Below are 23,217 nucleotides of genomic sequence, written 5' to 3' on the forward strand. Positions count from 1 at the left end.
TCCGCAAATATTGCGAGCGCGTGCGTCGCTTGTCGCAGGGTTCCACTTGGGGCCGCCGCCGAGCGCTTCGTGGCCTACAAATCCTCACCAGCCAGTTTTCTGAGTTCGTTCTTGTCGTCTTCGCGCAGGATCGTGTTGGCAACCTGATCGTAGGCTCGGGTCGCAGCGACGAGACTGCTCATCTCATGTACCGCGTTTACGTTCGCCCCCTCCAAGGCTCCCGTAGCGAGCCGAATCTGCGCCGGAGGCACCTCGTTCGCAGGAGACTCCGATGAAAACAGCGTGCTTCCCTCGGCGCGCAACTTGGCATTATCTACAAACTTCACCAGGCGAAGACGTCCTATCGGTCCCCTCGCCGTCGAGATGGTCCCATCGGCTCCGATGCTCAGCGGGCCATCGCGTGGCGGAACCTGCAGGGGGCCGGTCGCAGTCAACACGATATCGCCGGACAACGTGACTACGCGGCCTTCCTTGTCGAGCGTGAACGCTCCGTTCCGCGTGTAGCGATCTCCTGCAGCCGTCTGGATCACAAAGAAGCCGTCCCCGACGATAGCGACGTCGGTCCCATTCCCGGTGGGCTTGAGGGGACCGCCGGAAAAGTCGGTGTAGCCGGTGACGGCCACAAGCGATCGCATCGGAGCCGAGGGCATGTCGTCGGCTTCCTTCGCCTTCGTGAGATATTCGCGGAACTGAAGCCCCTCGCGTTTGAATCCGGTCGTCGTCTGGTTGGCAACGTTTCGAGCAACCTTGTCCAATTGCTGTTGCAGCGTGATCAATCGCGATAGCCCGATGACGGTCTTGTCGGACATTGGAAGACTGCCTTTCAAACTGCCGAATGAGGCCGGTGGTCGCCCTTGCGCTGCGCTTGCTTGGTTTGAGGATGGCAGGGGGACGGGATCCACAAGGCATGTGAACCGCCGCGCGCTCGGTTCTCGGCTTGGAGCCGACAAAATTGCGCGCGGCTTTGTCTCGCCGTCGACAATGTCGTCGGATGGAGCCTTCAGCCCTTGTACTTGGCTTGGCCCGACTTGCCCGTGTCCGTCTTGATCATGAGTGTGATCGCGGTGGATGCCGTAATCGGCTTCTTCGTTTCACCCTTCAGGACGTTCTCTCCCGACGGAGAAAGGACAATCGTCTCTCGATCGTCGCCGTTTACGATTAGAGCAGAGGCCGTATAGCCCTTCGTCGACACGGGCTTGTTGTCCTCGTTAAGGACGTTGAACGTCACGGCATTTCCCGACGGCAGGAACTCGATATGCACGCCGGCCGCATCCGCAAGAACGCCGCCATTGGGTCCCTTCGAACCGTGTGAGTGTTGAGCGTGAGCCGGGACGACCGAGAGCAATACGGCCAGTATGAACGCGGCGGGTTTCATGCAGTTTCTCCTTGTGCGGTTGCGGAAGTCGACTTCGTCGTGACCGCTTCACGACGGAAGAGCGTGTAGAGCGCCGGCAAGACCAGCAGCGTCAAAATGGTCGATGATACGATCCCGCCGATGACCACGGTGGCGAGTGGCCGCTGCACCTCGGCGCCGGCGCCGGTCGCGATCGCCATGGGCACGAATCCCAGGCTCGCCACCAGGGCGGTCATCAGAACCGGCCTCAACCGGGTCAGCGCCCCCTCGCGAACGGCTTCGACGACAGGGCGGCCCTCCGATCGCAGCTTCTGGATGAACGCGATGATGACCAAGCCATTCAGGACGGCGACGCCCGATAGCGCGATGAACCCGATACCGGCGCTGATCGAAAGGGGGATGTCGCGCAGAAGCAGGGCGGCAATGCCGCCCGTGAGCGCGAGCGGCACCCCGCTGAAGACCAATGCGGCATCGGCGAACGTTCCCAGGCTCATGAAGAGCAACACGAAGATCAGGAGCAGCGCGATCGGAACGACGATGGTCAGCCGCTTGGTTGCGGAAACCAACTGCTCGAACTGTCCTCCATAGGTGATCCAGTAACCCGCCGGCACCTTGACGCCGTCGGTGATCCGCCGCTGGGCGTCGGCGACGAACGAGCCGAGGTCTCGGCCGCGCACGTTCGCGGTGACCACGATGCGCCGCTTGCCGTTTTCCCGGCTTATCTGATTGGGACCCGGAGCCGCGTCGATCTCGGCGACCGAGGAAAGCGGGACATAACGGACCTGCCCCAACGGTGAATTTCCCCAAGCCGCCTTGATGGCCCCAGCCTGACCTTCGCGCACGGGAAGAGGGATCGGAAGATTGCGGATCGCTTCCATATCCGAACGAAGGTGTTCAGGCAGCCGAACGATGATTTCGAAACGACGATCGCCTTCGAACACCAGGCCGGCGCTCTTGCCCCCGACCGCGATCTCAACGACACCCTGCACATCGGAGATGCTCAGGCCTTGTCGTGCCAAGGCCTGCCGGTTCAATTTGACCGTAAGCACGGGCAATCCGGAGACCTGCTCGGTCTTCACGTCTGCAGCCCCCTGCACGCCCTGGAGCACGTTTTGCACCTGCCCGGCGACCTGCAACAGCGTGTTCAGGTCGTCGCCGAAGATCTTGACCCCGACATCGCTGCGGACGCCCGATATCAGCTCGTTGAAGCGCATCTGAATTGGCTGGGTGAACTCATAGTTGTTGCCCGGCACTTCCGCGACGACCTTCTCGATCTTGGAGACGAGTTGCGCCTTGGTCATCGAAGGATCGGGCCACTGCGCATGGGGTTTGAGCATGATGTAGGTGTCGGCGACGTTCGGCGGCATTGGATCGGTCGCCACCTCTGCCGTGCCGATCTTGGAAAAGACCTCGCGGACCTCGGGCACCTTCCGGATGGCCTCCTCCAGCTTGATCTGCATATCCACGGCCTGTGTCAGGCTCGTCCCCGGAATGCGCATCGCGTGGGTGGCGACATCCCCTTCATCGAGCGAGGGTATGAACTCGCCGCCCATGCGAGACGCGGCAATTCCGCTGACGATCACCAACGCGCCGGCCGCCAGTGCGACCATGTGTCGATTGCGTATCGAGGCATCGAGAAGCGGCACATAGGCGAAGCGAGCCCCGCGCATGAACCAGTTCTCCTTCTCGGTCACTTTGCCGGTCACCAGAATGGCAACAGCGGCCGGAACAAAGGTCATCGACAGGATCGCGGCGCCGCCCAACGCCATGAGAACTGTCAGGGCCATGGGCGTGAACATCTTCCCTTCGACGCCCGTCAACGTGAGAACCGGGAGGTAGACGACCGCGATGATGAGGGTGCCGAATAGGCTGGGCTGGACGACCTCCCCTGCTCCCGCCAAAATCGTATCGAAACGCTCCTCGCGGCTCAGTATGCGCCCTCTGCGGTGCTGCTCCTCCGCAAGCAGCCGCAGGCAGTTCTCGACGATGATGACCGCACCGTCGATGATGATGCCGAAGTCGATGGCGCCGAGCGACATGAGGTTCGCGCTGACCTTATTCTCGACCATTCCCGTCACGGTAATGAGCATCGACAAGGGAATGACGAGCGCGGTGGCGACGGCCGCTTTGAAGTTGCCGAGGATCAGCAGCAGGATCACGATGACGAGGATCGCGCCCTCAAGCAGATTCTTCTCTACGGTCGCGATCGTGGCCTCGACGAGGCGTGTACGGTCGTAAAGCGCCCTCGCCACCACACCTTCGGGCAGGGATTTCGCGATCTCGTCCAGCTTCGCCGATACACGCTGGGCCACCGTGCGGCTGTTTTCGCCGATGAGCAGCATCGCCGTGCCGACAACGGTCTCGCGCCCATTCAGAGTTGCCGAACCGGTACGGAGCTCTCGCCCTTCGATCACTTCTGCGATGTCGCCGATCCGAACCGGGATCCCTTCGCGCGCCCCGATCACGATATTTCGAATGTCGCTCGCGTCGCCCACCTGCCCCGGCGTGCGAACTAGGTATTGCTCACCATTTCGTTCGATGTAGCCCGCGCCGACGTTGGCATTGTTCGACGCAAGCGCGGTCATCACATCGCGAAAATTCAGCCGATACGCCATCAGCTTGGTAGGATCGGGCAGGACGTGGAACTGCCGCTCGAACCCACCGATGGTATTGACCTCGACTACGCCGGGCACCGTCCGCAACTGCGGCTTGATGATCCAATCCTGGATCGTGCGGAGGTCTATCGGGCTGATCTCGCTCCCGTCCGGGTTTTTGGCTGCCTTCTTCGCCTCGACGGCGAACATGAATATCTCGCCGAGGCCTGTCGAAATCGGTCCCATCGCCATTTCGATGCCGTTCGGCAGGAGGTCTTTCACCTGCTGCAAACGCTCGTTGACCAACTGGCGCGCGAAATAGATGTTCGTGCCGTCGGCGAAGACGACGGTGACCTGGCTTAGCCCGTATCTGGACAGCGACCGTGTGTACTGGAGGTTCGGTAACCCGCCCATGCCAGTTTCGACTGGAAACGTGATGCGCTGTTCGACCTCTAGGGGCGAATAGCCCGCCGCGCTCACGTTGATCTGCACCTGGACGTTGGTGATATCCGGTACCGCGTCGATCGGAAGGCGCGTGAAGTTCCACGCACCTACCGCCCCGACTGCGAGCACAGCAAAGAGGACAAGCCATCGCTGGCGTATCGAGAATGCGATTATCGCGGTGATGACCCCGTGCTTCCGGTCGCCGACCGGGCCCTGCTCAGTGCTCATGGGCGGCCGTTCCCTTGGCTATTTCAGCCTTCACGATGAAGCTGTTTCGTCCCACGTACAGGTCGCCCTCCTCCAGGCCGAACTGCACCTCGACGTGCTCGCGATCGCGAGCACCCAGCTCGACCTCTCGCACCTCGAATTTCAGGCCATTGCGGACGAAGACGACGTTGCGGTTTTCGAAACTTTGGACGGCGGTCGATTTGACGACGATCGGCGCGGACTTGTCCGAGAGCATCAGGCGCGCCGTGACGAACATGCCTGGCCTCAGTCTTGTCCCCTCGTTCGGCACGCTGGTGCGCGCAAGAGCGCTCTGCGTATCCGCGCTGCCGACGGGCGAAATGTAGGTCAGCCTGGCGTCGATCGGCTTCCCGCCATCGCCGACATCGATGACGACCTTGTCGCCTTCGCGCACCCGCTTCAGGTCCCGCCGGTAAACGGATAGGTCGACCCATACGGTGGAAATATCGGCGATCGTGAAGGCTGCCTTCTGCTCTGACGCGTATTCGCCGAGAGAAATTTGGCGGTCGATGACCGTGCCGGCCAACGGCGCCCGGATCTCATAAGTCGTGAGACTCTGGTTGCTCTCGATCTTGGCCAGGAGGTCGTTCTTTTCGACGCGATGACCGACGCTCGCCTTGATCTCGCGGACGACTCCTGGAAATCGAGGAGTCACCTGAACGAGAGCCTCCTGATTTGGCTGCAAAATGCCGTTGAGGAGCAGACTGTCATGAAGGACGCCGGGCGCCGCGACGAGGAGCTCGATATCGGAAGACCTGAGCTTGTCGTCGCTCATTTCGACGCCGTCGGCGTGACCTCCCTCTTCGTGGCCATGCCCCGCCTCCGATTGCTTGCCGGAGCTCTGCTGAGGCAAGTTCAATAGGAAGAAGCCGATTGCAGCCAGCGCGATAGTTGCCAGGACCGAGTTCGCGAAAAGCCGCTTCATGGCGCGATTCTCGCTGCGCGGGAGGCGCGATCGCGCAGCGCCAGGCAAACGAGGGTTTCCAAGCCGCATCGACCGGCCGACGACGAACGCCGCTCCCACGTCTCGAAACCCATGGGCAAAGCGACGAATACATGCGCTCGCGCTTCTCGCGCGGCAGCGATCTCAGAAGACATGGAAATAGACCTGCAAACGAAGGCAAGAAGGCGCACGGATGCGCCGAGCGGGTTCGTTCAGATCAGGCCTTTGGAGGGGGAGTATCCAATGCGGAGGAGGTGCCGGTCAGCCGCTTCGTCGGCATAGCGACCGGCTTCGTCACGGCCGCAGCGAGCGACCAGGCTGCCGTGGCCCGAACGGGCGAGACGGAGAAGCACCCGTGACAATGCCGTTCGGTCAGAACGCTGTCGCCACCGGTCGTGCTTCCCAGGCCTGCAGTCGAAAAGACGGTCTCGGTCGAGCCGGAGGTTGCCACATGGTCGATGTGGGCACTATGGAGGACGGCGGCGCTCAAATGGCCGAACGCAAGCAACAGAACCAGCAGATCGCGCAGCCGGCGAAGGAGAGCATTGCTGGTGGCGGCGATCGGCATAACGCGAGGCAAATCCGCAGAGGCAGAAGTGGCGCTGTCGCTATGGGCGACTCGGCATACTCGGCACTCCTACACGTCGCTCGGTCGGTTGTCCTCAGCAAAAGCGCGGGGTGCGACAATGTTGCCGCGCTGTCATAAGAGGTTGTTTCCGTCGCTTTGCCTTCCCAGTTCCGTTGCAGGGCCAAGCTCCTGCACTACCCGACGCCCCGGGTCTTCTCGGAAGGTTGCGAGAGGGCGGTGTCGGCTGCCTCGGACTTCGCGTCGGCTATCCGCTCCACCGATCCGGCGATGCCCCGCAGCGGCGTGCCGAAATCGGGAATATCGATCAAGGCTAAAAGCAGGCCGGCGATCCAGAACGCGTGTATCCCCGTGAACAGCGAGATCAGGCCGAGCACCGCGACGAACTCGAACTGCAGCTTCTGCGACTTGTGCGCCATCCGCTCGGGCAGGCTGTGTAACTTCCAGTACAGCACGCCGACCGAAAAGATGACCGCCACCAGGAAGAACCCCATTACCACCAGCAGGACGTCGGAGCCGTCGGCCCCCGGCAGGAAGAACGGAAGCTTATGGGGAGCCATAGGATGAATTTCGTCCGCCAAACCTACTCTCCCAATAACGGATTGGACTTCGTCTTCCGAATATGGGGGCTTACATCGCGGGCCTTGATCTAGATCAAAGGATGACGGCGAGTTCTCTTCTCGAAGCGCAATGCCCCCGATGAACGCGCAAAGGTCCGGATGAACCGCGGGACGCCGCTAGGAGGTCCCTTTCCTCCGACGAGAGAGGCGCCTTCACCTCGCCGCGCGGGCCTTTACTTTGCGACCTTTGAGGTAAGCCCGGAGCGCCTTCTCGGCGAGAATGTAGGCGGGCTGACCGTCCTCGATCGCCGCCATTTTGAGAGATTTGATGAGATCCTCGGGGAGATAAAGCAAGATCTGCCGCCTGCCCCCTTCCCCTTCTCGGGCCACCGATACGTCAACCTTGGGCCGCTTCATCCATCGATCTCCGCAAACAGCCAGGCGTGGATAGCTGACTATCAAAATACGCATACCATCGAGACGCGCTCCCGAGTAGCCGAAACAGACGATTTTAGCGCCCTTGTTCACAGCTTCGTAACACATTACCAGCTCGCGCGCTGGACAATTCCAGCCTCGGCGTTGCACTTTTCTGTACCGCTAGATAGCTCGCTATCTATTGACTCGACGATGGCGCACGGCTATTTGGCGATTATCGATGTGAAAATGCGGCGATCAACATGAGCAACGACGAAGAGAACGACAGGACGGCGACGCAGATCGCGCAATTCATCGTCCAAGGAGTTCCTCAGCCATGTGCGTCGACATTCCCGGCTATCCGTCCGACCTCCGCCCCTTCCTGACTGCCAAGAGCCCGACCCCGATTCCAGTCGGCGACGCGGTCCGGCAAGATCTCTTGATTCAGTTGGCCCTAGATCCCGAGATCGCGGCCATCGAGCACATCGCTTCGGTCGCTCTTTGCGGCGTCGTCTACCCTGTCGACCTTCTGCTCGCGACGCGCGGTGAAGCACGATTGATCCTCGACGTCGGACCTCCGCTTCGCGATCTCGACGATGAAGGAACGCTCCTGCTCGCGGCCGACGAGCTTCGGGCGATGATCGTGCCTCTCTCGCTGGACGACGTGTACGCGCGACCGCGGTCGTCGAACGCCAGGCTGGTCTGGGCGTCTCGCAATCGACCAGTTCCGGCGGATGGCCGAGAGCGGATCTTCGCGGCCATCGAGGACGACGGCGACTGCACTGTTGCCAGTCTGGGCTTTGGTCTCCGCGACTGGGTCTTCGCGCTCGCCTGCGAGGGCGCCGTCGCGATCGATATCGACCGCGACCCGATCGTCGACGCCCGCGTGCGTCTTGGCCGGTTTGCTCGGGTCCCGCCACTCCGCTCCCTCGCACCGCGCTGAGGTTCCGATGTGCGAATGGCGTCAACGGCTCACCGATAGGTTTCCCGAATTGTTCGACAGCGCCAGGGTCGGCGGGCATGTCCCCGGCCTGTCGCTGGTGGATGATGGTTGGCGGCACATCGTGTGCCGAGCCATCGCCCGGATCGCGACGGCGGTCGGCACCTCGCCACTGAAGATCACAGCGATCTCCAGGCGATCTGGAGTGCTGAGGCTGGATTACGACCGTTCCTCGTCGATCGCGCGTCTGCCGGATATCGAGGCCGCGATCCAGTACGCCATCGCGCTGGCGGAGGCCGGTTCGGCGTGCACGTGCGAGCGGTGCGGCCGCGAGGGATGTCTTCACCAAGTCGGCTCGGAACTTGTCACCGCGTGTGTGGCGCATGCGAACGGGGTGAAGGTGCGCGAGGTGCGTGGCTTCGAAAACCTGCATGTCGTGCGGTCGTTCGACGGCAAACGTCCGGGGCCGATCATTCTTGGTCGTTATGACCGGATTACCGACGTCTTCGTCGCGGTCGATCCGCGCTCGCTCCCGGCAAAGGAGTGAGCGCGTGCGCATCTGGACCATGAGCGATCTCCATATCGAAACCGCGAGGGGCTGGGACCTGCCCTCTCCTTCGAAGCGGCCCACCTATGACGTGTTCGTTTGCGCCGGCGATCTCATGCCGGGCTTCGCGCGGGGCGTGAAGTGGTTGGCCGAGCGCATCGACGACCATCCGGTCGTGGTGGTAGCCGGCAATCACGAATTCTTTGGGCGAGACATCGACCGCGAGATCGAGAAGGCCCGCGAGGCCGCCTTCGGCACCAACGTCGTCGTACTTGATGACGAAGCCAAGTTGATCGGCGGCAAAGGCGGCGTCCTCATCGCCGGCGCCGTCGGGTGGACCGACTTCGACCTGTACGGCACGCCGGAGAAGTCCATGCTCGCGGCCGCCGCCAGCATGAACGACTACCGTCGGATCCGGACGGATCGCTATGCCCGGCGTCTCCGTCCTCGAGACACGCTCGCCCGCCATCGCAAGACCCGCGAGTTCATCTCGTCCACGTTCGGCGGGCCGAAGACATCGAAGCGGCTCCTCGTTACCCATCATCCCTTCCACGCTTTCGGCGGTCGGAACCGTCCGGCGTCGACCACGGACGAGCAGGATCTCTTGGGCCCGGCCTACGCTTCGCGCTGCCCCGAGATGTTCGCTGTCGGTCTGGACGCGGCCATCAGCGGGCACACGCACGTCAGTTTCGAGCTGGCGGTCGAGGGCGTGAAGCTCATCGCGAACTGCAAGGGATACGGTCCCTGGGACGCTGTCTCGCGCTGGGAAAACGATGACTTCGATCCCTGCTTCACGTTCGACATCTAGGAGGACGCGATGGACGACGAGATCACCCCCGCGCCGCACGACAACGGCTTCTACTCAATCCAACCTTCGACCGGACATGAGCCATGCGCTTCGACCACAGGATCCGCCCCCGATCTGCCGATTTCGTTTCGCCAAAGGCTTCACGACCGATTCCGCACGCTGGCGGGATCGTCAGGGACGCCTTGCTACAGGCAACGTTGGACCCCGAGATTCTTGAAATCGGCTTCCTCGGGACGGCGGGGACCGAAGCGCGGCCGGTAGATCTTCAAGTCGTCACCTTCCGGACAAATGCCGGCTGGCGGTATCTGGACATCGAGGTCTGCCGGCCGCTGCGGTCGCTCGGGGAAGCCGATGCCTTCGATCGGGAACTTCGGGCACGCGGCCTGGCGCCCTACACATTGACCGGAGCGGATATTCTCAAGGAGCCCCGCTTCTCCACGGCTCGCGCGATCTGGACGTACCGACGCTTTTCGGTCCCGCCGGACATGCGTCACCGGCTGCTCGCGGCCTTGGCGGAGGACGGGCCGATGTCGCTCCATCATCTCTGCACTTTGGTACCCGGACCTCTCGATCCGTTTGCGTCGGTGCTATCGCTCGCATGCCGCAACGAGGTCGAGATCGACATTTCGACGCCGCTGAGCCGGTCGACGACCGTGAGGTCTCGCTCATGACCGGAGGGTTCTCCAAACTGCGGCACGGTATGTTGCCCGCTCCGGAAGACGATCCGGAGATCACCGACCTAGAGGCAGCGATCGAAGGTCCACCGGATGAAGTTCCCGTTCGCCGCTCCGATCGACCTGACGCGCGGCTGAATGCGAAAAAGGTTCGCGGCGCGATCGTAGCCGAGGCTTTTCGGCGGGCCGCCCCTCCGTCGTTGAGGCGAGCCATTGCGGCGGGACGCCCGGTTGTGAGCGTGGTTCAGGCCCCCTCCTCGGCATGGATGGAGGCGGTCGACGAATATCTGAGCGAGGCTCGCGTCATGACTATCGCACGCGCCGGCTCGAACAAGTCGATCGACGTCAATCAGGTCGGAAACGAAGAGGTAGCGAAGTGCCTGGTTGCCGGACGCAGCTTCGTCGGGATATCGACGGATCCGCAGCGTTTCTTGCCCACCACTCTCCTGCTGTCGGCCGACGTTACCGTGAAACTGGTTCCGCCCGACGCCAAGTCGGTGCGCGTCCTTCTCAGAACGTTGCTGCCACCGATGGGACGCATACCGAGCAGCCGCATCGCCGACACATCGGGTCTCGACCTGAACGATCTGGTTTCCATCTTCAGGAGCGGCTCGACGGCTTCCGACGCGTTGGAACGGCTTGCGACCCTCGCGATGCGCCGGCGGCAGAGCTCGCCCCATGTCGAAGGTGCGCCGATCCTCTCTAACGCGATCGAGTTCGGCGGTGCCGCCCAAATTTTCGGCCTGAACTTCGTGAAGGATGTCCAAGATTGGAGGCAAGGATCCATTCAGTGGGCGGAAGCGGACCACGGCGCGATTCTGCATTCAGAGCCGGGCCACGGTAAAAATTTTTTCGTAAATTCTCTCGCCTTGGCGGCAGGCACCGGCCTCGTCGTCGCGAAGATCTCGGATTTTTTCGCCGAACGCGAAGGACACTTGGGGGATGTCGTCAAGTCGCTCAGGGCCGTGTTCAGCAGGGCTCGAGCGGAAGCGGCCCGCTTTGGGCCGTCGGGGCAGCGCGGGTGTCTTTTGGCATTCGACGAACTGGATGAACTGCCTTCTAGAAACCGGATGTCGCGGCACAACGCCGACTTTTTTTCGGTCGTCGTAGGCGAGATGTTGACGAGTTTGGATTCCGTCATGTCCGACAATGAGAGCAACGTCGGACTGTGCGTGTTGGGAATGACCAACCGGCTCGACGCCATCGATCCCGCGCTCCTGCGCCCCGGGCGCTTCGAACGCACGATCGAGATTCCTCGCCCCGACGCGGCAGGCCTGGCCAACGTCCTGCGATATCATCTTCGCGGTACGCCTCTCGAAGGAGCGGATCTGTCATCCGCGGCGCTTCTGCTCGAAGGTATTTCCCCGGCCGAAGCGATGGAGGTCGCAAGATTGGCGCGGCGCGCCGCAAGGCGTGCCGGCCGGCCTTTGAACGTCGACGACCTCGTCAGGGAAGGTAGCGGGCCGGCACTGCCCCAGACGGTCTTGCGTCGCATCGCCGTACATGAGGCGGGCCACATGGTCGCCTGCTTCGCGACCGGGGGCAAACCTCTCAGCGCCAGGATTCTCAACCGGGGACATATCGGTGGCGACGCCCGCCTGAATTTCGAGGAGAACCAAGTGTGGACGCTCGATCGTCTGGAGAACCATATCGTCTTTCTGCTCGGGGGTCTCTGTGCAGAGAAGGTGATCCTTGGTTCGGTTTCCACGGGGGCCGGTGGCACTCAGAGGAGCGACCTGGCGATCTGCACGTCGCTGCTCGCGGCCGCCTTTACGTCCACGCCCCTGCTCGGCAGGCTCGTCTACCGCTGCGCCGATGGCGAAGCGCTGGCCATGGTCAGTAGAGATGCGGCGCTCGCCAAGCAGGTCGACGACCGACTGAAAATGCTCGAGCGGCGAGCGACCGGGATAGTCATGCGGCACGCGGCCGCCGTCGTCCGGATCGCGGACGCTTTGGTAGCCAGACGTTACGTAAGCGGCGACGAAGCGAAGGATCTCTTCCTGGGCCGAGCGTCGGTCCGCCAACCAGTCGCAGCCGTCGCGAACAATACGCCGAGGAATACCCCATGATCCGCATCCATATCGAACTTCTGCCGGGAGGCTCGACGCATCTTCGGCGCTCCATCGCGAGCGTCCGGATATCCAATCTGAGCGATCTGGCGGACCGATCCGACTACGGCATCGACGTGCTGGAGGCCGCCGACCCGCTCACGGGCACCCCGCCGCGGCTCGCCAGCACCAAGGTGTTCGACCACTACCGACGGCAGTCGATCTGGGCGTTGCTGGCCAAGGTAGTGGACGCCATCGAAAGCGCCGATTTCGTGGAGCTCTGAATGAAAATCCGGTCGCCCACGACGTCGCCATTTGCTCCGGAGAGCTCGGCCTGGTTGAACGGCTTGAGAGATGCGGATGCATCGGCGTCGACGATCGACTGCTATTCGCGGGACATTCGGGATCTTGCAGCTGCGCTCGGCTCCGACGGGGTAGCCGCGATCGCGCGGATCGACCAGTCGGTCGTCGATGGCATCGCGGCCACCTGGGCTGCGACCGGGACGGCGCAGTCCACCATCTTTAGACGCTTCTCCGCATTGCGAAGTTTTGCCCGCTTTCTCAGCCTGGAGCGTTCCTATGACTGCTCGAAGCTGCTGAGCTGCCGCTTTCCGCCCTGCGGCAGGGTCCGCCGCGTGGCCGTAAGCGACGACGTCATCGAGATCATGCTCGCAGCGCCAACGGGGGATTGCGACGAGTCATGGACATACGCGCGCGATCACGCTGCGCTTCGCTTGGCTGCATCATCCGGACTCACGACCGCCGAGATGGTCGGCTTGAATCGAGGCGACTACAATCCGCGGCTGTCCACGGTCAGGGTAACGGGCTCCCATCTTAACGGGCGGCCTGGCATCGTTTCGCCGGAGGCCAAGGAGTGGCTGGAGCGGTACCTGCGAGCACAGCCCTTCGAGCTTACGCCGAGCGCACCTTTGTTCGTTACGTCGCGGGGGACCCGCTTCAGCGCGAGATCGCTTCAACTGGCTTGCCGCCGGCTGCGACAGGCGACTGGAGTCGGTCCGGACGCCGTGCCTACGTCACTGCGCAACGCTCTCGCCGCGAACCTGGTCCGCTCCGGTGCGGCGCCCGAAGTGGTGGCAAAGACCTTGGGCATCGGCGTCGCCGCGGCGTGGCGCTACTTCGACGCGCCGGAGATGCTGTGATGTGCGCAGCGGCACGAATGCAGGAAAAACGCAAGAGCGCAAAATCTGGCGACAAACGTAGAGCGGTCCTGAGAATTTCTAGGAAATGCTCCGAAACGGCTCGAAGAAATCCACGGGATTCATTTCGCTAGGATTCCGGAAGGCCGATGGTATTCAATGAGATACGCCGCAGCGGCGACATCACGGGGATAGCGGAATGATCTAGTCAACGGACTATGCGCGACCGGAGCGGACTCCAGTCGCGCAGGTATCGAAGGATCTTCGGACCACGCCCGCAAAGCCGTTCCGAGAGATCCAAGTCCGCAAATCCGGACGAAAGTCCGGCATCGCTCGGCAGTAACGACCAAGAAGAACTCTTGGACGACAGGAGAATCGCACGTCCGATTCCAAGTCGCAAGCCCTTCTTGAATCCTTTCCGCCGAACAAAAGTCTCGCTGGGTATCGCTGCGCGAGTCCTTCGGACACGGCAAGAAAGGTCTGCGACAAGGTGCGTTCCGTCCATAACCATCTCTCCCCGATCGTCGAGCGCATCTTCGGTGCCATCGATCACGCGTTCGGAATCCCGACGCGGGTCTATCGCGACAACTCGCGCGAATTCTACAGCCTCAGCACTCTGGACTCTTTTGTCCAAGAGCAGGTCGATCTCGTTTGCGCAGACCTGCGCAAACGCCCCGACGAGGACACCGATGCCTAAGAAGATCGAGCGCGTCTGGACCGCCCTCTGCGACGGCGTCGAGGTCTTCCGCCTCGAAGCCAATGAGGCGACGCGCCGCGTGATCACTGGCCGCCGCAATCACGTCGTCGGCGGTCACTATTCGATGAAGATGAACGCCCACATCGTCCACGAAGGCGGCATCGAAGAGCGCTTCGTCCGGGTCTGCGACTACGTGCTCGGCGTCAAGCGGATCTGGGCCCAGCCGGAGACGATCCGGATGAACGTCTTTCCTGAGTTCGCGAACGAGATCTACACGCCCGACTTTCTCGTCGAGCACGACGCCGGCTTCGTCCGCTACGAAATCAAAGAGTGGCGCGAACTTCGTCCGCCGCGGCCGGCCGTCGGCGACGAAAAGGCGCAGAGGCGCTGGGATGACGCGGTCCTGCTCCGCGCGCGCCTCCGTCGCATCCGCGAGGCCTACCGGCGGGCTGGCCTTCCTTTCCGCGTCATCACGGAGCGCGGCATCGGCTTGCGTTGGGGGGATCGCGACGTCGTCGACGAGATCGCGGCCAACGACCGCTGGGACATCGAACCGGAGGAGCTCGACCGGCTCGTCACGGCGCTGAACGATGCCGGCGGCTCCCTGCCCCTGTCGCGCTGCCAAGCCCTCTTCGAGGAGGCGCCGCATCCGCGCGGCGTCGTGCTGTCGCGCATCCCGGAGCGCATCGTCTACATCGACCTATTCGCCCCGATCCGCCCCGAGACGATCGTCTACAAGGGAGCGATCTCATGCTGAAAATTCTCGATGCGAGGGAGGCCGCCGCCTTGTCCACGCCCGTGGACGAGGAACCGCGTCCCACCATCGACTACCTTCTCTTCGATAACTTGACGCCCAACCAGACTGTTCTCATCGACAGCAAACCTCACCAGTTCTTCAAGAAGATGGAGGGCGAAGGCCCCCACCTCCTCATCAACCACCATACCGGCGAGACCGCGCGCTTAACAACGACCCGGCTGATCGAGCTATTCCAGGAGGGGCGCTACTACAACCCTCTGAGGAAGCCGCCTCTGGTCGACGAGAAGAAGAGTATCGACGAAACACGCGCGTTGATCGGCAAGGTTTACCACACCCTCAACGCCAAGCCGCGCGGACGCGCGGCCGGCATCTGGCGTTACGTCGGCGCGTTCATCAACGAGATGCTCATCGCGCCGCCCGGGAAGCCGTTCTACCAGAACCATGCAAACGCTGAAGCGATCATAGAACGGGTCGACGGTACGATCGACCTCGAGAACCGGAAGCGGCCGCAAGGGAAGCAGATCAAGAAGCCCAAGAAGACGACGCGAACGGTTCTTCGCTGGGTGGCCGCCGAACTGGTGCACGGCATGCAGGAAGCCACCTTCGTGCACAAGAATGCGATCAAGTCCCGCGAGCAGAAGCTGCCCAAGGAGGTGTTTTCCATCATCTCCGCGACCATCCGTTACCTGGTCGAAATCTCGGCCGAGTTCGGCCCGACGAAGATTCAAATGTTCGCGAACCAGAGGATCGATGGCCGCAACGCGGAGATCCGGATCCGCAACGAAGAGATCAAAACGCTCATCGAGAACGGCGAACTTTCGGAAAGGCAGTTGCTCGATGAACTTCCGACCGTCGGTTTGACGACGGTACAGGTTCAGTACCGTCGTTTCGACGCGTGGATCAGGCTCGCAAAGGAGCAAGGTGTACAGGCTGCAGATCTTCAGTTCGGCGGCCAGGGAAGTTTCGAGCGTCCCAAACGCATCCTGGACGTTGTCGAGTACGATCACCACCAATTCGATTTCGCGGGCATCTTGGGCGAGACCCCGTTCGGTCGTGTCTGGTCGAAGGCCGGAATCGACAGGTTCTGGATTTGCCTCGGTTTGGATACCTACAGCGGGTACCCTGTCGGATTTTTTCCGTCGTTCGAACCAGGCGGGCTTTACCCAGCACTGGCCGCGATCGATCACGGGATCAAGGTCAAGACTTACGTCGATAAGCGATTTCCGCAGATTCGCGGATCTCTCCTGAGCTACGGCAAGCCAAGAAAGATCCGGTACGACAACGGGAAGGAGTTCGTTTCGGAACAGATGGCGCTGGCCTTGGCCCGCGTCAGGATCGGGTTCGAGATGGCGGTGCCCCATCAGCCGGACACCAAACCCTATGTGGAGCGGTTTTTCGGAACGCTCGAGTCGGATTTCGTGTCGTGGCTTAAGGGATCGACCGGATCCAGTCCGCAAAAGCGAGGCGCGCGCAAACCACTGCTCGACGCGTGCATCACGATCGACGACTTCATCATGCTGTTCCACCTCTGGCTGATCGAGGTCTACGCCCGGCGCAAGCAGGAAGGAATGGACTGGGACACTCCGGAAGAGCGGTGGCTCCGAGGTGCGTCGAGCGATTCTAGCCGCCCGCAGCCGCTCACCGCGGACGAAGCCAAGAAGTGGGACTTGATCCCGAGTTTGGAGTTGAAGCTTACCGCGGGCAAGGACGGCATCCTCTGGAACAACCTCGTCTATCAGTCACCGCAAATCCAGGCGATGCGAGCCCGATCGGGCAGCATGGGAAAGAGAAAGCGCACGAACACGCCAGTCACCGTGCGCATTCCGCTGGCGAACGTAGGCCGCTGCGTGGTGATCGATCACACTAGCCGCTTCCCCGGTAACGAACACCTCCCGGAGGAGTTCGTGGTGATGTCGACCGACGAGGAGGCGCACGGCCTCACAAAATTCCAGTGGGAGGCGCTGAGCAAACTGCGCCTCGCAAAGAAGCATGCCCCCACAGAGCATCCCTCCCACAGGGTCGGATTCAACCACCTCCTCGAGGAAGCACTGAAAGCTATGGGCGCGGTCCCGACCGGCGAGCGGCCTCCGGCGAAAGCCGTGCTCTCGAACGGGTACTATCCCCGTATAGCCGGTGTCCTCGGTCGAGGCGCCGAGGAGCATGCGCTCGCCGTCACCGATGAGTTGATCGAGAGGACCGGAATCTTCAGGCCGGCCTCCGCGACCGAAGAGGTTGTCCCGCCGCCTCCCGTTCATGCTGCTCGCGCAGAAGAGACATCCGCAAAGGATACGTCCGCACCGCGCAAGAAGCTCCGGTTCGGGGTGGACGCGCCGATCATCAGGTCGCAGTAAGCGCAAATGTCCGATCTGGAAAATATCCTCAATTCTCCGCTTGTTTTGAGCAAGCTCGACGACATTAGAGGCATCTTCGTGAGGCATACGAAGGCCGAAGAAGCGCGGGAGATGGTCTTGTTGTCGCTCGCGTTCGCCAAGCGCTTGCGCGAAAACTCGAGCACGTATCTCATCGGCTGGTCGCGTTGCGGAAAGAGTGAGATCGTCAAGCGAATGCTCACAGAACGCACCGGCAAGCCCGTATCGAAGGAAAAAATTCAGCTGCTTCAGGGCAACGGAAAGCGCTACCTGTACGTCGACCTCATGGGCGGATCGACGCCGCGGATATTGGCCCGGAAGATCAACTTTAAGATCTTCAACGATCGGCTCAGCCTGCGACTCGGCGAGGAGGAAGGCACCGACGCGCTCATCGCTAATCTCAATGACAACGAAGTGGACGCGGTCTTCCTAGATGAGGCGCAGAATCTCGCGGAGGACGGTGTGAAGAAGCTGGCGAGGTTCATTCTGGCGTTCGAGAACTCCTGCAACGCGCCCTTGTTCGTCGTGGGGCCCCCGGTCCTGACGAAGATGATGGTCAAGGCGGACGCGATGGGGCAGCGGTCCGGCGGCATGAAGATCCTTTCGCCCTTCGGCTTCGCGAACGACGCCCAACGGGAGGAACATGCGGCGTTTGTGGCCGCCTTCTCGGATGAGCTTCCCTTCGAATCGAACTGGTTTAAGGAGAACGAAGACGACCACCACATGCTGCGTGCGACGTTCTTCGCACAGCGCGGACGTCCCGGCCGACATTCGCTGCTGGTGGAGGCGGCGGTACCTCACGCCTTCATGCGGACCGGCGGGGTCGAGCCGAAGGAACTGACGAAAGAAGACATCGCCGCGGGTTTCGATCGCGTCTTTCTCAGCCAGGAGATCATGCAGGGCCGTAACCCATTTCGAGGCGAAGACTACAGCAGGCTTCCTTCGTTCCCGCTCAGCGTGGAACTGGAAGCGACCACCGAGTAGGTCCGACACGATGATTCCGAACACGCCGTGGCTCAAGACCGTATCGCAGTTCGACGACGAAGCCATCGCTTCCGTCGCGGTCCGGTTGGCTCCGATGGGGCGCATCGACGCCGACAAGCTGCTCCGGCTTCATCTCGACATGCCCTGGGAGTCAGTCTCGGCGATCGCCGGCAAACCCGAGGCAGTCGCCGAACTGGCAGCCTTGGGTTCGTTCGATCTCCAAAGGCTCTCGATCGGCGCTTATAAAATATTCAAAGATCGCATCGAATTCCTTGGTCGCGAACTGCCCGTGGGTTGGTTCTTGCCAGAGCGTCGTAGGGTCGCGCCCGCTCGTTTGGCCGCGGACGGCAACGATGCTCGCATCAGGAACCGCTGGCTTGTCTCGGCCTTTCCTTGCGACGTCGAGAGCGGCGAGGTGCTGCTCGACAGATGCCCGTCGTGCATCAACCTGTTGGGCTGGAGAAATATGACCAACGTTTGGTCCTGCCAGATCTGTGACTTCGACATGCGGACTGCGAGGCCAAAGGCCTGTCCGCATGAAATCGTCGCCGCTGCCAAGGAGCTGGCCGACTACATCTTTGACTATGATCTTAGATTGCCGGGTCCTCTCGGCGACCTGTCGTCGGTGGACATTCTCAAGCTCAGCGGATGGATGGCCTACTTTAGAGCTATTCCTCAGGAGCTCTTCCTCGGCATCACCGTGAAAAACGCCGCCGCAGGATTTTCGCAACTCAAGCGATGGCCTTGCTCGTTCGATGAGATTGTCCTCGACCTCCTCGGGGCCTCGACCGCAGCCGACCTGGCTGTCGGGGATACGATCTCGCGCTATAAGGCCGCCGCGGGGATCATGGCCTCCATCGACCGCCTGCCCTCGCTCAATGCCCGCGATATCCTGAAGTCACGCCTGATGGAACTTCTGCACCTCGGTCACGGCTTCGCCGAAGCCTTCCTCAACGTAACGGAACCGGTGCTGCCGCTCGGGCTCGCTATTTCAGGGCTCGACCGTCGACGATCGAGTAAAGCCGCTCGAGCCAAGACCGACCGAGGTCTAATCCCGTCGGATTGAACACGTAAACTTTGCCCTCGCGCGTCTCTTTCTCCGCAACCAGCCCGATGGTGTGCAGGATTTCCATCACCTCGACGATGCGAGCGGTGGAGGTGTCCAAGACCAGCAGCAGATCCCCACGCGAGCAAGGACCATGGGCCAAGGTTTCAAGGATCTTGCGGGTATTGACATTGGCGAGGGCCTGGAACACCCGCGTCAGAAAAAGCTGGTTGTTAGGATCGTCAAAGTCGACCATGCCAAACCTCTGTCGGTTAGCACGCCACGACTTCCGAGCGCGCTGCGGCCTAGCGAGACCGCGCTCTTAACCCGACCCTAAAGCGCCCGAAAGTCAACGGAACGGCCATCCGGGAGCCGGGAAAACCCACCTCTTTTGGACGTGTCAACAGTGCCAAAATGGAGTTTCAGAAATGACGGCAGTGCCAAATTTGAGTCTTGAGTGCCAAAATCTGCTAACTGCATGAAAAAAAAGACTGAACAAACCTAGGCACATAGCGTGTGGATAAATCGGCTCTAGTGCCAAAATCTAGCGCGGATTACACAGTGCCTGCCAAGACCTCGTGTCAAGACCTCGCGTGATGTCCCCCGCGGTTATGGACGTGCTCTGAATCGCAGGCTCCCGCTCCACTGCTCGGCCGCGTCGCTGTGCGACGACCAGCGCAGCAGCAGCCGCGGTTACCGCAAGCGCGTCACTCGGCCGCAAGCGAGCGCAGCCAGGCCAGTCTTGAGATCGCGCGCTCGGCAAATTGCTGCAGGCGTTCGAGGTCGGCCGCCGCGCTCGACCGCTCGGCGCCTTCGAGGTAACCGTCGACCAGCGCTTCGGCGATCTCCAATGGGCCTCTGCGGTCCATGGACGCCGGAAAGCTCCCAACGCCCGTGGTGGCGTCGGCCATCTCGACCGTCTGTTGGCGAATGTCCCGGATCCGGAGCGCCGCCGGCCCGCTCAGGCGTTGTTCCATCTCGCCGAGTTGTGCAACCAGGCGGCGCTCGAGCCGTGCCGCGTCGATGTCAGGCAACGCCGTCTCGGCATTGCTCCGGTCATGCTCGTGATGATAAGCGCGCCGCCGCTCCTTTCGCAGTGCGGCGACATGACCGAGTTCCTCCTTGGCCATTGCCTCCGACGCCTTCTTGACCTCAGTGTCGTGCGAGTAGGCGGCCAGATAGGACCAGAAAGCGAAAGCACGCTCCTCGTTGCGCACCGCGATGGCGAGCGCGCGGTATGGCGTCATCAATTGTGACGTTTTCACCTCGGCGGCAGCTTCCGGGGCGAGTGCTTCCGGCGCCTCCCAGCGCACCATGGCAGGATCCGGGCGTTTGCCGCGGCGCGATTGCGACCACTGCGTCACGCTGTCCACGTGCTCGCGCTCGGCGGCCGCGAGATGTGTGAACACCCCCGCCAGATCATCCTTGCCCTGCCCGCGCATCTCCTTGGCAAGAGAATCGTACTTGTCGGCGGCCTCCTGCTCCATTGCATGCGCTAGCGCAAAGAGCTCGTCGAGAGACTCCAATACACCGGCGGGCTCAACGCTGAGCAATGAAGTGCGCAAAAGCGGCATAGCAGGGTTCCCGACACAAACGGATGAGTAGGTTCCACGAGGAAACAAATATCTTGGTTCGGCTTGACACAGGTAGACGTGCGCGATGAGTGTGGCACGTCAGCGGCGACAAATCATCGAAGAAGAATCACAAAGCATGCGCAGCCCGGTTGGTCGCGCAGATGGCATTTGAATCGAGATGTCGAAGCGCCCGTATAACGAGATCACCCTAGCGAATCGTGCCGCGCTGGCGTTTGCCGGCCTGCTGCTGATATGCCTGACATATATTTCACCTGCGTACGCCGCCGGTGATTTGTCGACTTTCCTGCCGAAGCTAGCGCCTGCGGACTTCTTCGCGGGAGCGGATCGCTTCGGCCCCCCGCAAGGCGATCCGCCAATCGTCCCGGTCTACCGCGGCGACCAACTGCAGGGATTTGTCTTCCTCAACTCCGATTTCGCGAACTCAGTCGGCTATTCCGGCAAGCCGATCCACCTGCTGGCCGGGATCGACCCGAAGGGGGTCATCACCGGCATCAAGCTGGTCGATCACAAGGAGCCGATCGTGCTGGTCGGCATCCCGGAAGCGCGCATCGTCGCGGCCGTGAACGGGCTGATCGGCAAGGACATGAAGCCGGTCGCAAGTGGTGCCGAGCGGCCGCCGCAGGTCGACATCGTGAGCGGCGCAACCGTCACCGTGCTGGTGATGGGCGACAGTATCGTCCGCGCCGCATCCAAGCTCATCCGAAGCGGTCGCATCGGCGGCGGCGACGGCGCGGCGGTTTCGGCAGCCTTGCCCCCCGTCATCAAGACGCTCGATCTCGAACGCAGTGAAGTCCGCGACTGGGAAAGCCTCGTCGGCGACGGATCGATACGCCGGCTTCATCTCAGCATCGGCGACATCAACGATGCCTTTGCAAAGTCCGGAAGCGCCGCGGCGATCCAGTACCCCGAGCCGGGCGAGGCCGACGACACCTTCATCGACCTCTACGTCGCGCTCGTCAGCGCGCCCACGATCGGCCGCAGCCTGCTCGGCGAAGACGGCTACCGGCGGCTGAAGGACGGCCTGAAGCCCGGGCAGCAGGCGATCGTCGTCGCCGGCAACGGTCCCTACTCTTTCAAGGGCTCGGCCTATGTCCGCGGCGGCATCTTCGATCGCATCGAGATCCTGCAGGAAGGCAACAGCACCCGCTTCCGCGACCGTAACCACACCCGCCTTGGCGCACTGGACGCGGTCGGCGCGCCGGAGTTCAGGGAGGTCGGTCTGTTCGTCACCCCTCCCGAGTTCACCCTGGATCCGACGCAGCCGTGGCAGCTTCAGCTGCTGGTGCAGCGCAGCCTCGGCGGCCGCGACAAGGCATTCCTGACTTTCGACCTCGGCTACGCCCTGCCCGACAGCTACATCCGCCGCGAGCAGCGCGCGGTGACGGTGCCGGAGAGCGCGGCGCCGCCGGCCTCAAAGGCAAGTGCTGCGGCCGCACCGGCCGCGGACGCAGACGAGCCGCTCTGGATGCGGATCTGGCGGTCGAGCACGGTGTCGATCGGCATCACCGCATTCATGCTGGCCGCCCTCACCGGCATCTTCTTCTTCCAGAACCTCTTGGTGCGGCGGCCGGTATTGTACACATGGGTGCGACGCGGCTATCTCGCCTTCGTTCTGGTCTGGCTCGGCTGGTACGCCAACGCGCAGCTCTCGGTCGTCAACGTCGTCACCTTCACCAACGCGCTGGTGACAGGCTTCCGCTGGGAGTTCTTCCTCGCGGCTCCCCTGATCTTCATTTTGTGGGCTGCGACGGCCGGCGGGCTCCTGTTCTGGGGCCGCGGTCCCTTCTGCGGTTGGCTGTGTCCCTTTGGCGCACTCCAGGAGCTCACCAACACGGCCGCGAAATGGCTCAAGGTTCCGCAAATAACGGTGCCGTGGGGACTGCACGAGCGGCTGTGGCCGATCAAGTACATCATCTTCCTCGGTTTGTTCGGCCTGTCACTCTATTCGGTCGAGATGGCCGAGCGATTTGCCGAGGTCGAGCCGTTCAAGACCGCCATCATCCTGAAGTTTTCGCGGAGCTGGCCGTTCGTCGCCTACGCCGTCGCCCTGCTCGTTATCGGCCTGTTCATCGAGCGCTTCTTCTGCCGCTACCTCTGTCCACTCGGCGCGGCGCTTGCCATTCCCGGCCGCATGAGGACGTTCGAGTGGCTGCGGCGCTGGGAAGAATGCGGATCTCCCTGCCAACGCTGCGCCAAGGAATGCCCGGTGCAGTCGATCCATCCCGAGGGTCACATCAACGTCAATGAGTGCATCTACTGCATGCACTGCCAGGAACTCTATTACGACGACCATCGCTGCCCGCACATGATCCAGGTGCGGCTGAAGCGCGAGAAGTTCGCGGCCATGTCCTCGCCCTCGATGCGCGCGAGCGGCAAAGGTCCCGCAACCGTCATCACCGCCGGCGGCAAGCCTGTCGGCGCGTCGGCAGTCAACTCTCCACCACCAAACTGAACC

General features: G+C 62.1%; 22 protein-coding genes. 13 read left to right on the forward strand and 9 right to left on the reverse strand.

Annotation, left to right across the window (positions count from 1 at the left end; translation table 11 throughout):
* Positions 1-74: 74 nt before the first annotated feature.
* The 7 genes from flgF to K410_RS41020 form a co-directional block, all read right to left on the reverse strand.
* The gene (flgF, locus tag K410_RS0119600) at positions 75-809 is read right to left on the reverse strand and encodes a flagellar basal-body rod protein FlgF (RefSeq protein WP_028136451.1); all 735 of its coding nucleotides are present in this window, start codon (positions 807-809) and stop codon (positions 75-77) included.
* A gap of 191 nt (positions 810-1,000) precedes the next feature.
* Positions 1,001-1,375 (reverse strand): hypothetical protein, encoded by a 375-nt coding sequence (locus K410_RS0119605; protein ID WP_028136452.1) that lies wholly within the window; start codon positions 1,373-1,375, stop codon positions 1,001-1,003.
* Positions 1,372-4,620, reverse strand: coding sequence for an efflux RND transporter permease subunit (locus K410_RS0119610; RefSeq protein WP_049820124.1), 3,249 nt, complete (start codon positions 4,618-4,620; stop codon positions 1,372-1,374). Before K410_RS0119610 ends, K410_RS0119605 begins: the two co-directional genes overlap by 4 nt.
* Positions 4,610-5,563, reverse strand: a complete 954-nt coding sequence (gene ihpB / locus K410_RS0119615) for a divalent metal ion exporter adaptor subunit IhpB (protein WP_028136454.1) — start codon at positions 5,561-5,563, stop codon at positions 4,610-4,612. Before ihpB ends, K410_RS0119610 begins: the two co-directional genes overlap by 11 nt.
* Positions 5,564-5,798: 235 nt before the next feature.
* The gene (locus K410_RS0119620; RefSeq protein WP_028136455.1) at positions 5,799-6,149 is read right to left on the reverse strand and encodes a hypothetical protein; all 351 of its coding nucleotides are present in this window, start codon (positions 6,147-6,149) and stop codon (positions 5,799-5,801) included.
* Between the two features lie 194 nt (positions 6,150-6,343).
* On the reverse strand, positions 6,344-6,727 hold the full coding sequence (locus K410_RS0119625; protein WP_028136456.1) for a hypothetical protein: 384 nt from the start codon (positions 6,725-6,727) through the stop codon (positions 6,344-6,346).
* A 213-nt stretch (positions 6,728-6,940) separates the two neighbouring features.
* Positions 6,941-7,270, reverse strand: a complete 330-nt coding sequence (locus K410_RS41020) for a hypothetical protein (protein ID WP_245269408.1) — start codon at positions 7,268-7,270, stop codon at positions 6,941-6,943.
* Positions 7,271-7,478: 208 nt separating this feature from the next.
* Here K410_RS41020 and K410_RS0119635 point away from each other — a divergent pair, with 208 nt between their 5' ends.
* The 12 genes from K410_RS0119635 (at position 7,479) to K410_RS0119690 (ending at position 19,188) form a co-directional block, all read left to right on the forward strand.
* Positions 7,479-8,084 carry a hypothetical protein gene (locus K410_RS0119635; protein WP_028136457.1) on the forward strand — a complete coding sequence of 202 codons (606 nt, stop codon included), beginning with the start codon at positions 7,479-7,481 and terminating at the stop codon, positions 8,082-8,084.
* A gap of 49 nt (positions 8,085-8,133) precedes the next feature.
* A complete protein-coding gene (locus tag K410_RS0119640; protein WP_151650246.1) occupies positions 8,134-8,628 on the forward strand; it encodes a hypothetical protein in 495 nt (164 codons plus the stop codon).
* A gap of 4 nt (positions 8,629-8,632) precedes the next feature.
* Positions 8,633-9,436, forward strand: coding sequence for a metallophosphoesterase (locus tag K410_RS0119645; RefSeq protein WP_028136459.1), 804 nt, complete (start codon positions 8,633-8,635; stop codon positions 9,434-9,436).
* A gap of 83 nt (positions 9,437-9,519) precedes the next feature.
* On the forward strand, positions 9,520-10,107 hold the full coding sequence (locus K410_RS0119650) for a hypothetical protein (protein ID WP_028136460.1): 588 nt from the start codon (positions 9,520-9,522) through the stop codon (positions 10,105-10,107).
* Positions 10,104-12,179, forward strand: a complete 2,076-nt coding sequence (locus tag K410_RS0119655) for an AAA family ATPase (RefSeq protein ID WP_162006318.1) — start codon at positions 10,104-10,106, stop codon at positions 12,177-12,179. The genes K410_RS0119650 and K410_RS0119655 overlap by 4 nt, the downstream gene beginning before the upstream one ends.
* Entirely contained in the window at positions 12,176-12,442 is a 267-nt protein-coding gene (locus tag K410_RS0119660) for a hypothetical protein (RefSeq protein WP_028136462.1), read from the forward strand. Before K410_RS0119655 ends, K410_RS0119660 begins: the two co-directional genes overlap by 4 nt.
* On the forward strand, positions 12,443-13,318 hold the full coding sequence (locus K410_RS0119665; RefSeq protein ID WP_028136463.1) for a tyrosine-type recombinase/integrase: 876 nt from the start codon (positions 12,443-12,445) through the stop codon (positions 13,316-13,318).
* A 487-nt stretch (positions 13,319-13,805) separates the two neighbouring features.
* Positions 13,806-14,012: a hypothetical protein gene (locus tag K410_RS0119670; RefSeq protein WP_028136464.1), complete on the forward strand. Its 207-nt coding sequence runs from the start codon at positions 13,806-13,808 to the stop codon at positions 14,010-14,012.
* On the forward strand, positions 14,005-14,769 hold the full coding sequence (locus K410_RS0119675) for a hypothetical protein (RefSeq protein ID WP_028136465.1): 765 nt from the start codon (positions 14,005-14,007) through the stop codon (positions 14,767-14,769). The genes K410_RS0119670 and K410_RS0119675 overlap by 8 nt, the downstream gene beginning before the upstream one ends.
* Positions 14,763-17,120 carry an integrase catalytic domain-containing protein gene (locus tag K410_RS0119680; RefSeq protein ID WP_028136466.1) on the forward strand — a complete coding sequence of 786 codons (2,358 nt, stop codon included), beginning with the start codon at positions 14,763-14,765 and terminating at the stop codon, positions 17,118-17,120. Before K410_RS0119675 ends, K410_RS0119680 begins: the two co-directional genes overlap by 7 nt.
* 6 nt (positions 17,121-17,126) lie before the next feature.
* Complete coding sequence (locus tag K410_RS0119685) at positions 17,127-18,122, forward strand: ATP-binding protein (RefSeq protein WP_028136467.1); 996 nt, start codon at positions 17,127-17,129, stop codon at positions 18,120-18,122.
* A gap of 10 nt (positions 18,123-18,132) precedes the next feature.
* Positions 18,133-19,188, forward strand: a complete 1,056-nt coding sequence (locus tag K410_RS0119690) for a TniQ family protein (RefSeq protein WP_028136468.1) — start codon at positions 18,133-18,135, stop codon at positions 19,186-19,188.
* Here the strand turns inward: K410_RS0119690 and K410_RS39665 are convergent.
* Together K410_RS39665 and K410_RS0119700 are read right to left on the reverse strand one after the other, a co-directional pair.
* Complete coding sequence (locus K410_RS39665) at positions 19,109-19,423, reverse strand: hypothetical protein (protein WP_151650248.1); 315 nt, start codon at positions 19,421-19,423, stop codon at positions 19,109-19,111. The two genes, K410_RS0119690 and K410_RS39665, sit on opposite strands and share 80 nt — an antisense overlap.
* 451 nt (positions 19,424-19,874) lie before the next feature.
* Positions 19,875-20,741: a ferritin-like domain-containing protein gene (locus tag K410_RS0119700; RefSeq protein ID WP_028136470.1), complete on the reverse strand. Its 867-nt coding sequence runs from the start codon at positions 20,739-20,741 to the stop codon at positions 19,875-19,877.
* 178 nt (positions 20,742-20,919) lie between these two features.
* Between K410_RS0119700 and K410_RS0119705 the strand changes: the two genes are divergently transcribed.
* Positions 20,920-23,214: a NosR/NirI family protein gene (locus K410_RS0119705; RefSeq protein WP_080672180.1), complete on the forward strand. Its 2,295-nt coding sequence runs from the start codon at positions 20,920-20,922 to the stop codon at positions 23,212-23,214.
* The last annotated feature ends 3 nt before the right edge of the window (positions 23,215-23,217 follow it).

This window comes from Bradyrhizobium sp. 22, from assembly GCF_000482425.1.
Taxonomy (GTDB): Bacteria; Pseudomonadota; Alphaproteobacteria; order Rhizobiales; family Xanthobacteraceae; genus Bradyrhizobium; species Bradyrhizobium japonicum_B.

Coding starts and splice junctions, on each gene's coding strand:
- K410_RS0119700 (WP_028136470.1), bottom strand. CDS start 20,741: ATGCCGCTTTTGCGCACTTCATTGCTCAGCGTTGAGCCCGCCGGTGTA.
- K410_RS0119610 (WP_049820124.1), bottom strand. CDS start 4,620: ATGAGCACTGAGCAGGGCCCGGTCGGCGACCGGAAGCACGGGGTCATC.
- K410_RS41020 (WP_245269408.1), bottom strand. CDS start 7,270: ATGTGTTACGAAGCTGTGAACAAGGGCGCTAAAATCGTCTGTTTCGGC.
- K410_RS0119620 (WP_028136455.1), bottom strand. CDS start 6,149: ATGCCGATCGCCGCCACCAGCAATGCTCTCCTTCGCCGGCTGCGCGAT.
- K410_RS0119685 (WP_028136467.1), top strand. CDS start 17,127: ATGTCCGATCTGGAAAATATCCTCAATTCTCCGCTTGTTTTGAGCAAG.
- ihpB (WP_028136454.1), bottom strand. CDS start 5,563: ATGAAGCGGCTTTTCGCGAACTCGGTCCTGGCAACTATCGCGCTGGCT.
- flgF (WP_028136451.1), bottom strand. CDS start 809: ATGTCCGACAAGACCGTCATCGGGCTATCGCGATTGATCACGCTGCAA.
- K410_RS0119625 (WP_028136456.1), bottom strand. CDS start 6,727: ATGGCTCCCCATAAGCTTCCGTTCTTCCTGCCGGGGGCCGACGGCTCC.
- K410_RS0119665 (WP_028136463.1), top strand. CDS start 12,443: ATGAAAATCCGGTCGCCCACGACGTCGCCATTTGCTCCGGAGAGCTCG.
- K410_RS0119690 (WP_028136468.1), top strand. CDS start 18,133: ATGATTCCGAACACGCCGTGGCTCAAGACCGTATCGCAGTTCGACGAC.
- K410_RS0119705 (WP_080672180.1), top strand. CDS start 20,920: ATGTCGAAGCGCCCGTATAACGAGATCACCCTAGCGAATCGTGCCGCG.
- K410_RS0119635 (WP_028136457.1), top strand. CDS start 7,479: ATGTGCGTCGACATTCCCGGCTATCCGTCCGACCTCCGCCCCTTCCTG.
- K410_RS39665 (WP_151650248.1), bottom strand. CDS start 19,423: ATGGTCGACTTTGACGATCCTAACAACCAGCTTTTTCTGACGCGGGTG.
- K410_RS0119655 (WP_162006318.1), top strand. CDS start 10,104: ATGACCGGAGGGTTCTCCAAACTGCGGCACGGTATGTTGCCCGCTCCG.
- K410_RS0119675 (WP_028136465.1), top strand. CDS start 14,005: ATGCCTAAGAAGATCGAGCGCGTCTGGACCGCCCTCTGCGACGGCGTC.
- K410_RS0119650 (WP_028136460.1), top strand. CDS start 9,520: ATGCGCTTCGACCACAGGATCCGCCCCCGATCTGCCGATTTCGTTTCG.
- K410_RS0119605 (WP_028136452.1), bottom strand. CDS start 1,375: ATGAAACCCGCCGCGTTCATACTGGCCGTATTGCTCTCGGTCGTCCCG.
- K410_RS0119660 (WP_028136462.1), top strand. CDS start 12,176: ATGATCCGCATCCATATCGAACTTCTGCCGGGAGGCTCGACGCATCTT.
- K410_RS0119680 (WP_028136466.1), top strand. CDS start 14,763: ATGCTGAAAATTCTCGATGCGAGGGAGGCCGCCGCCTTGTCCACGCCC.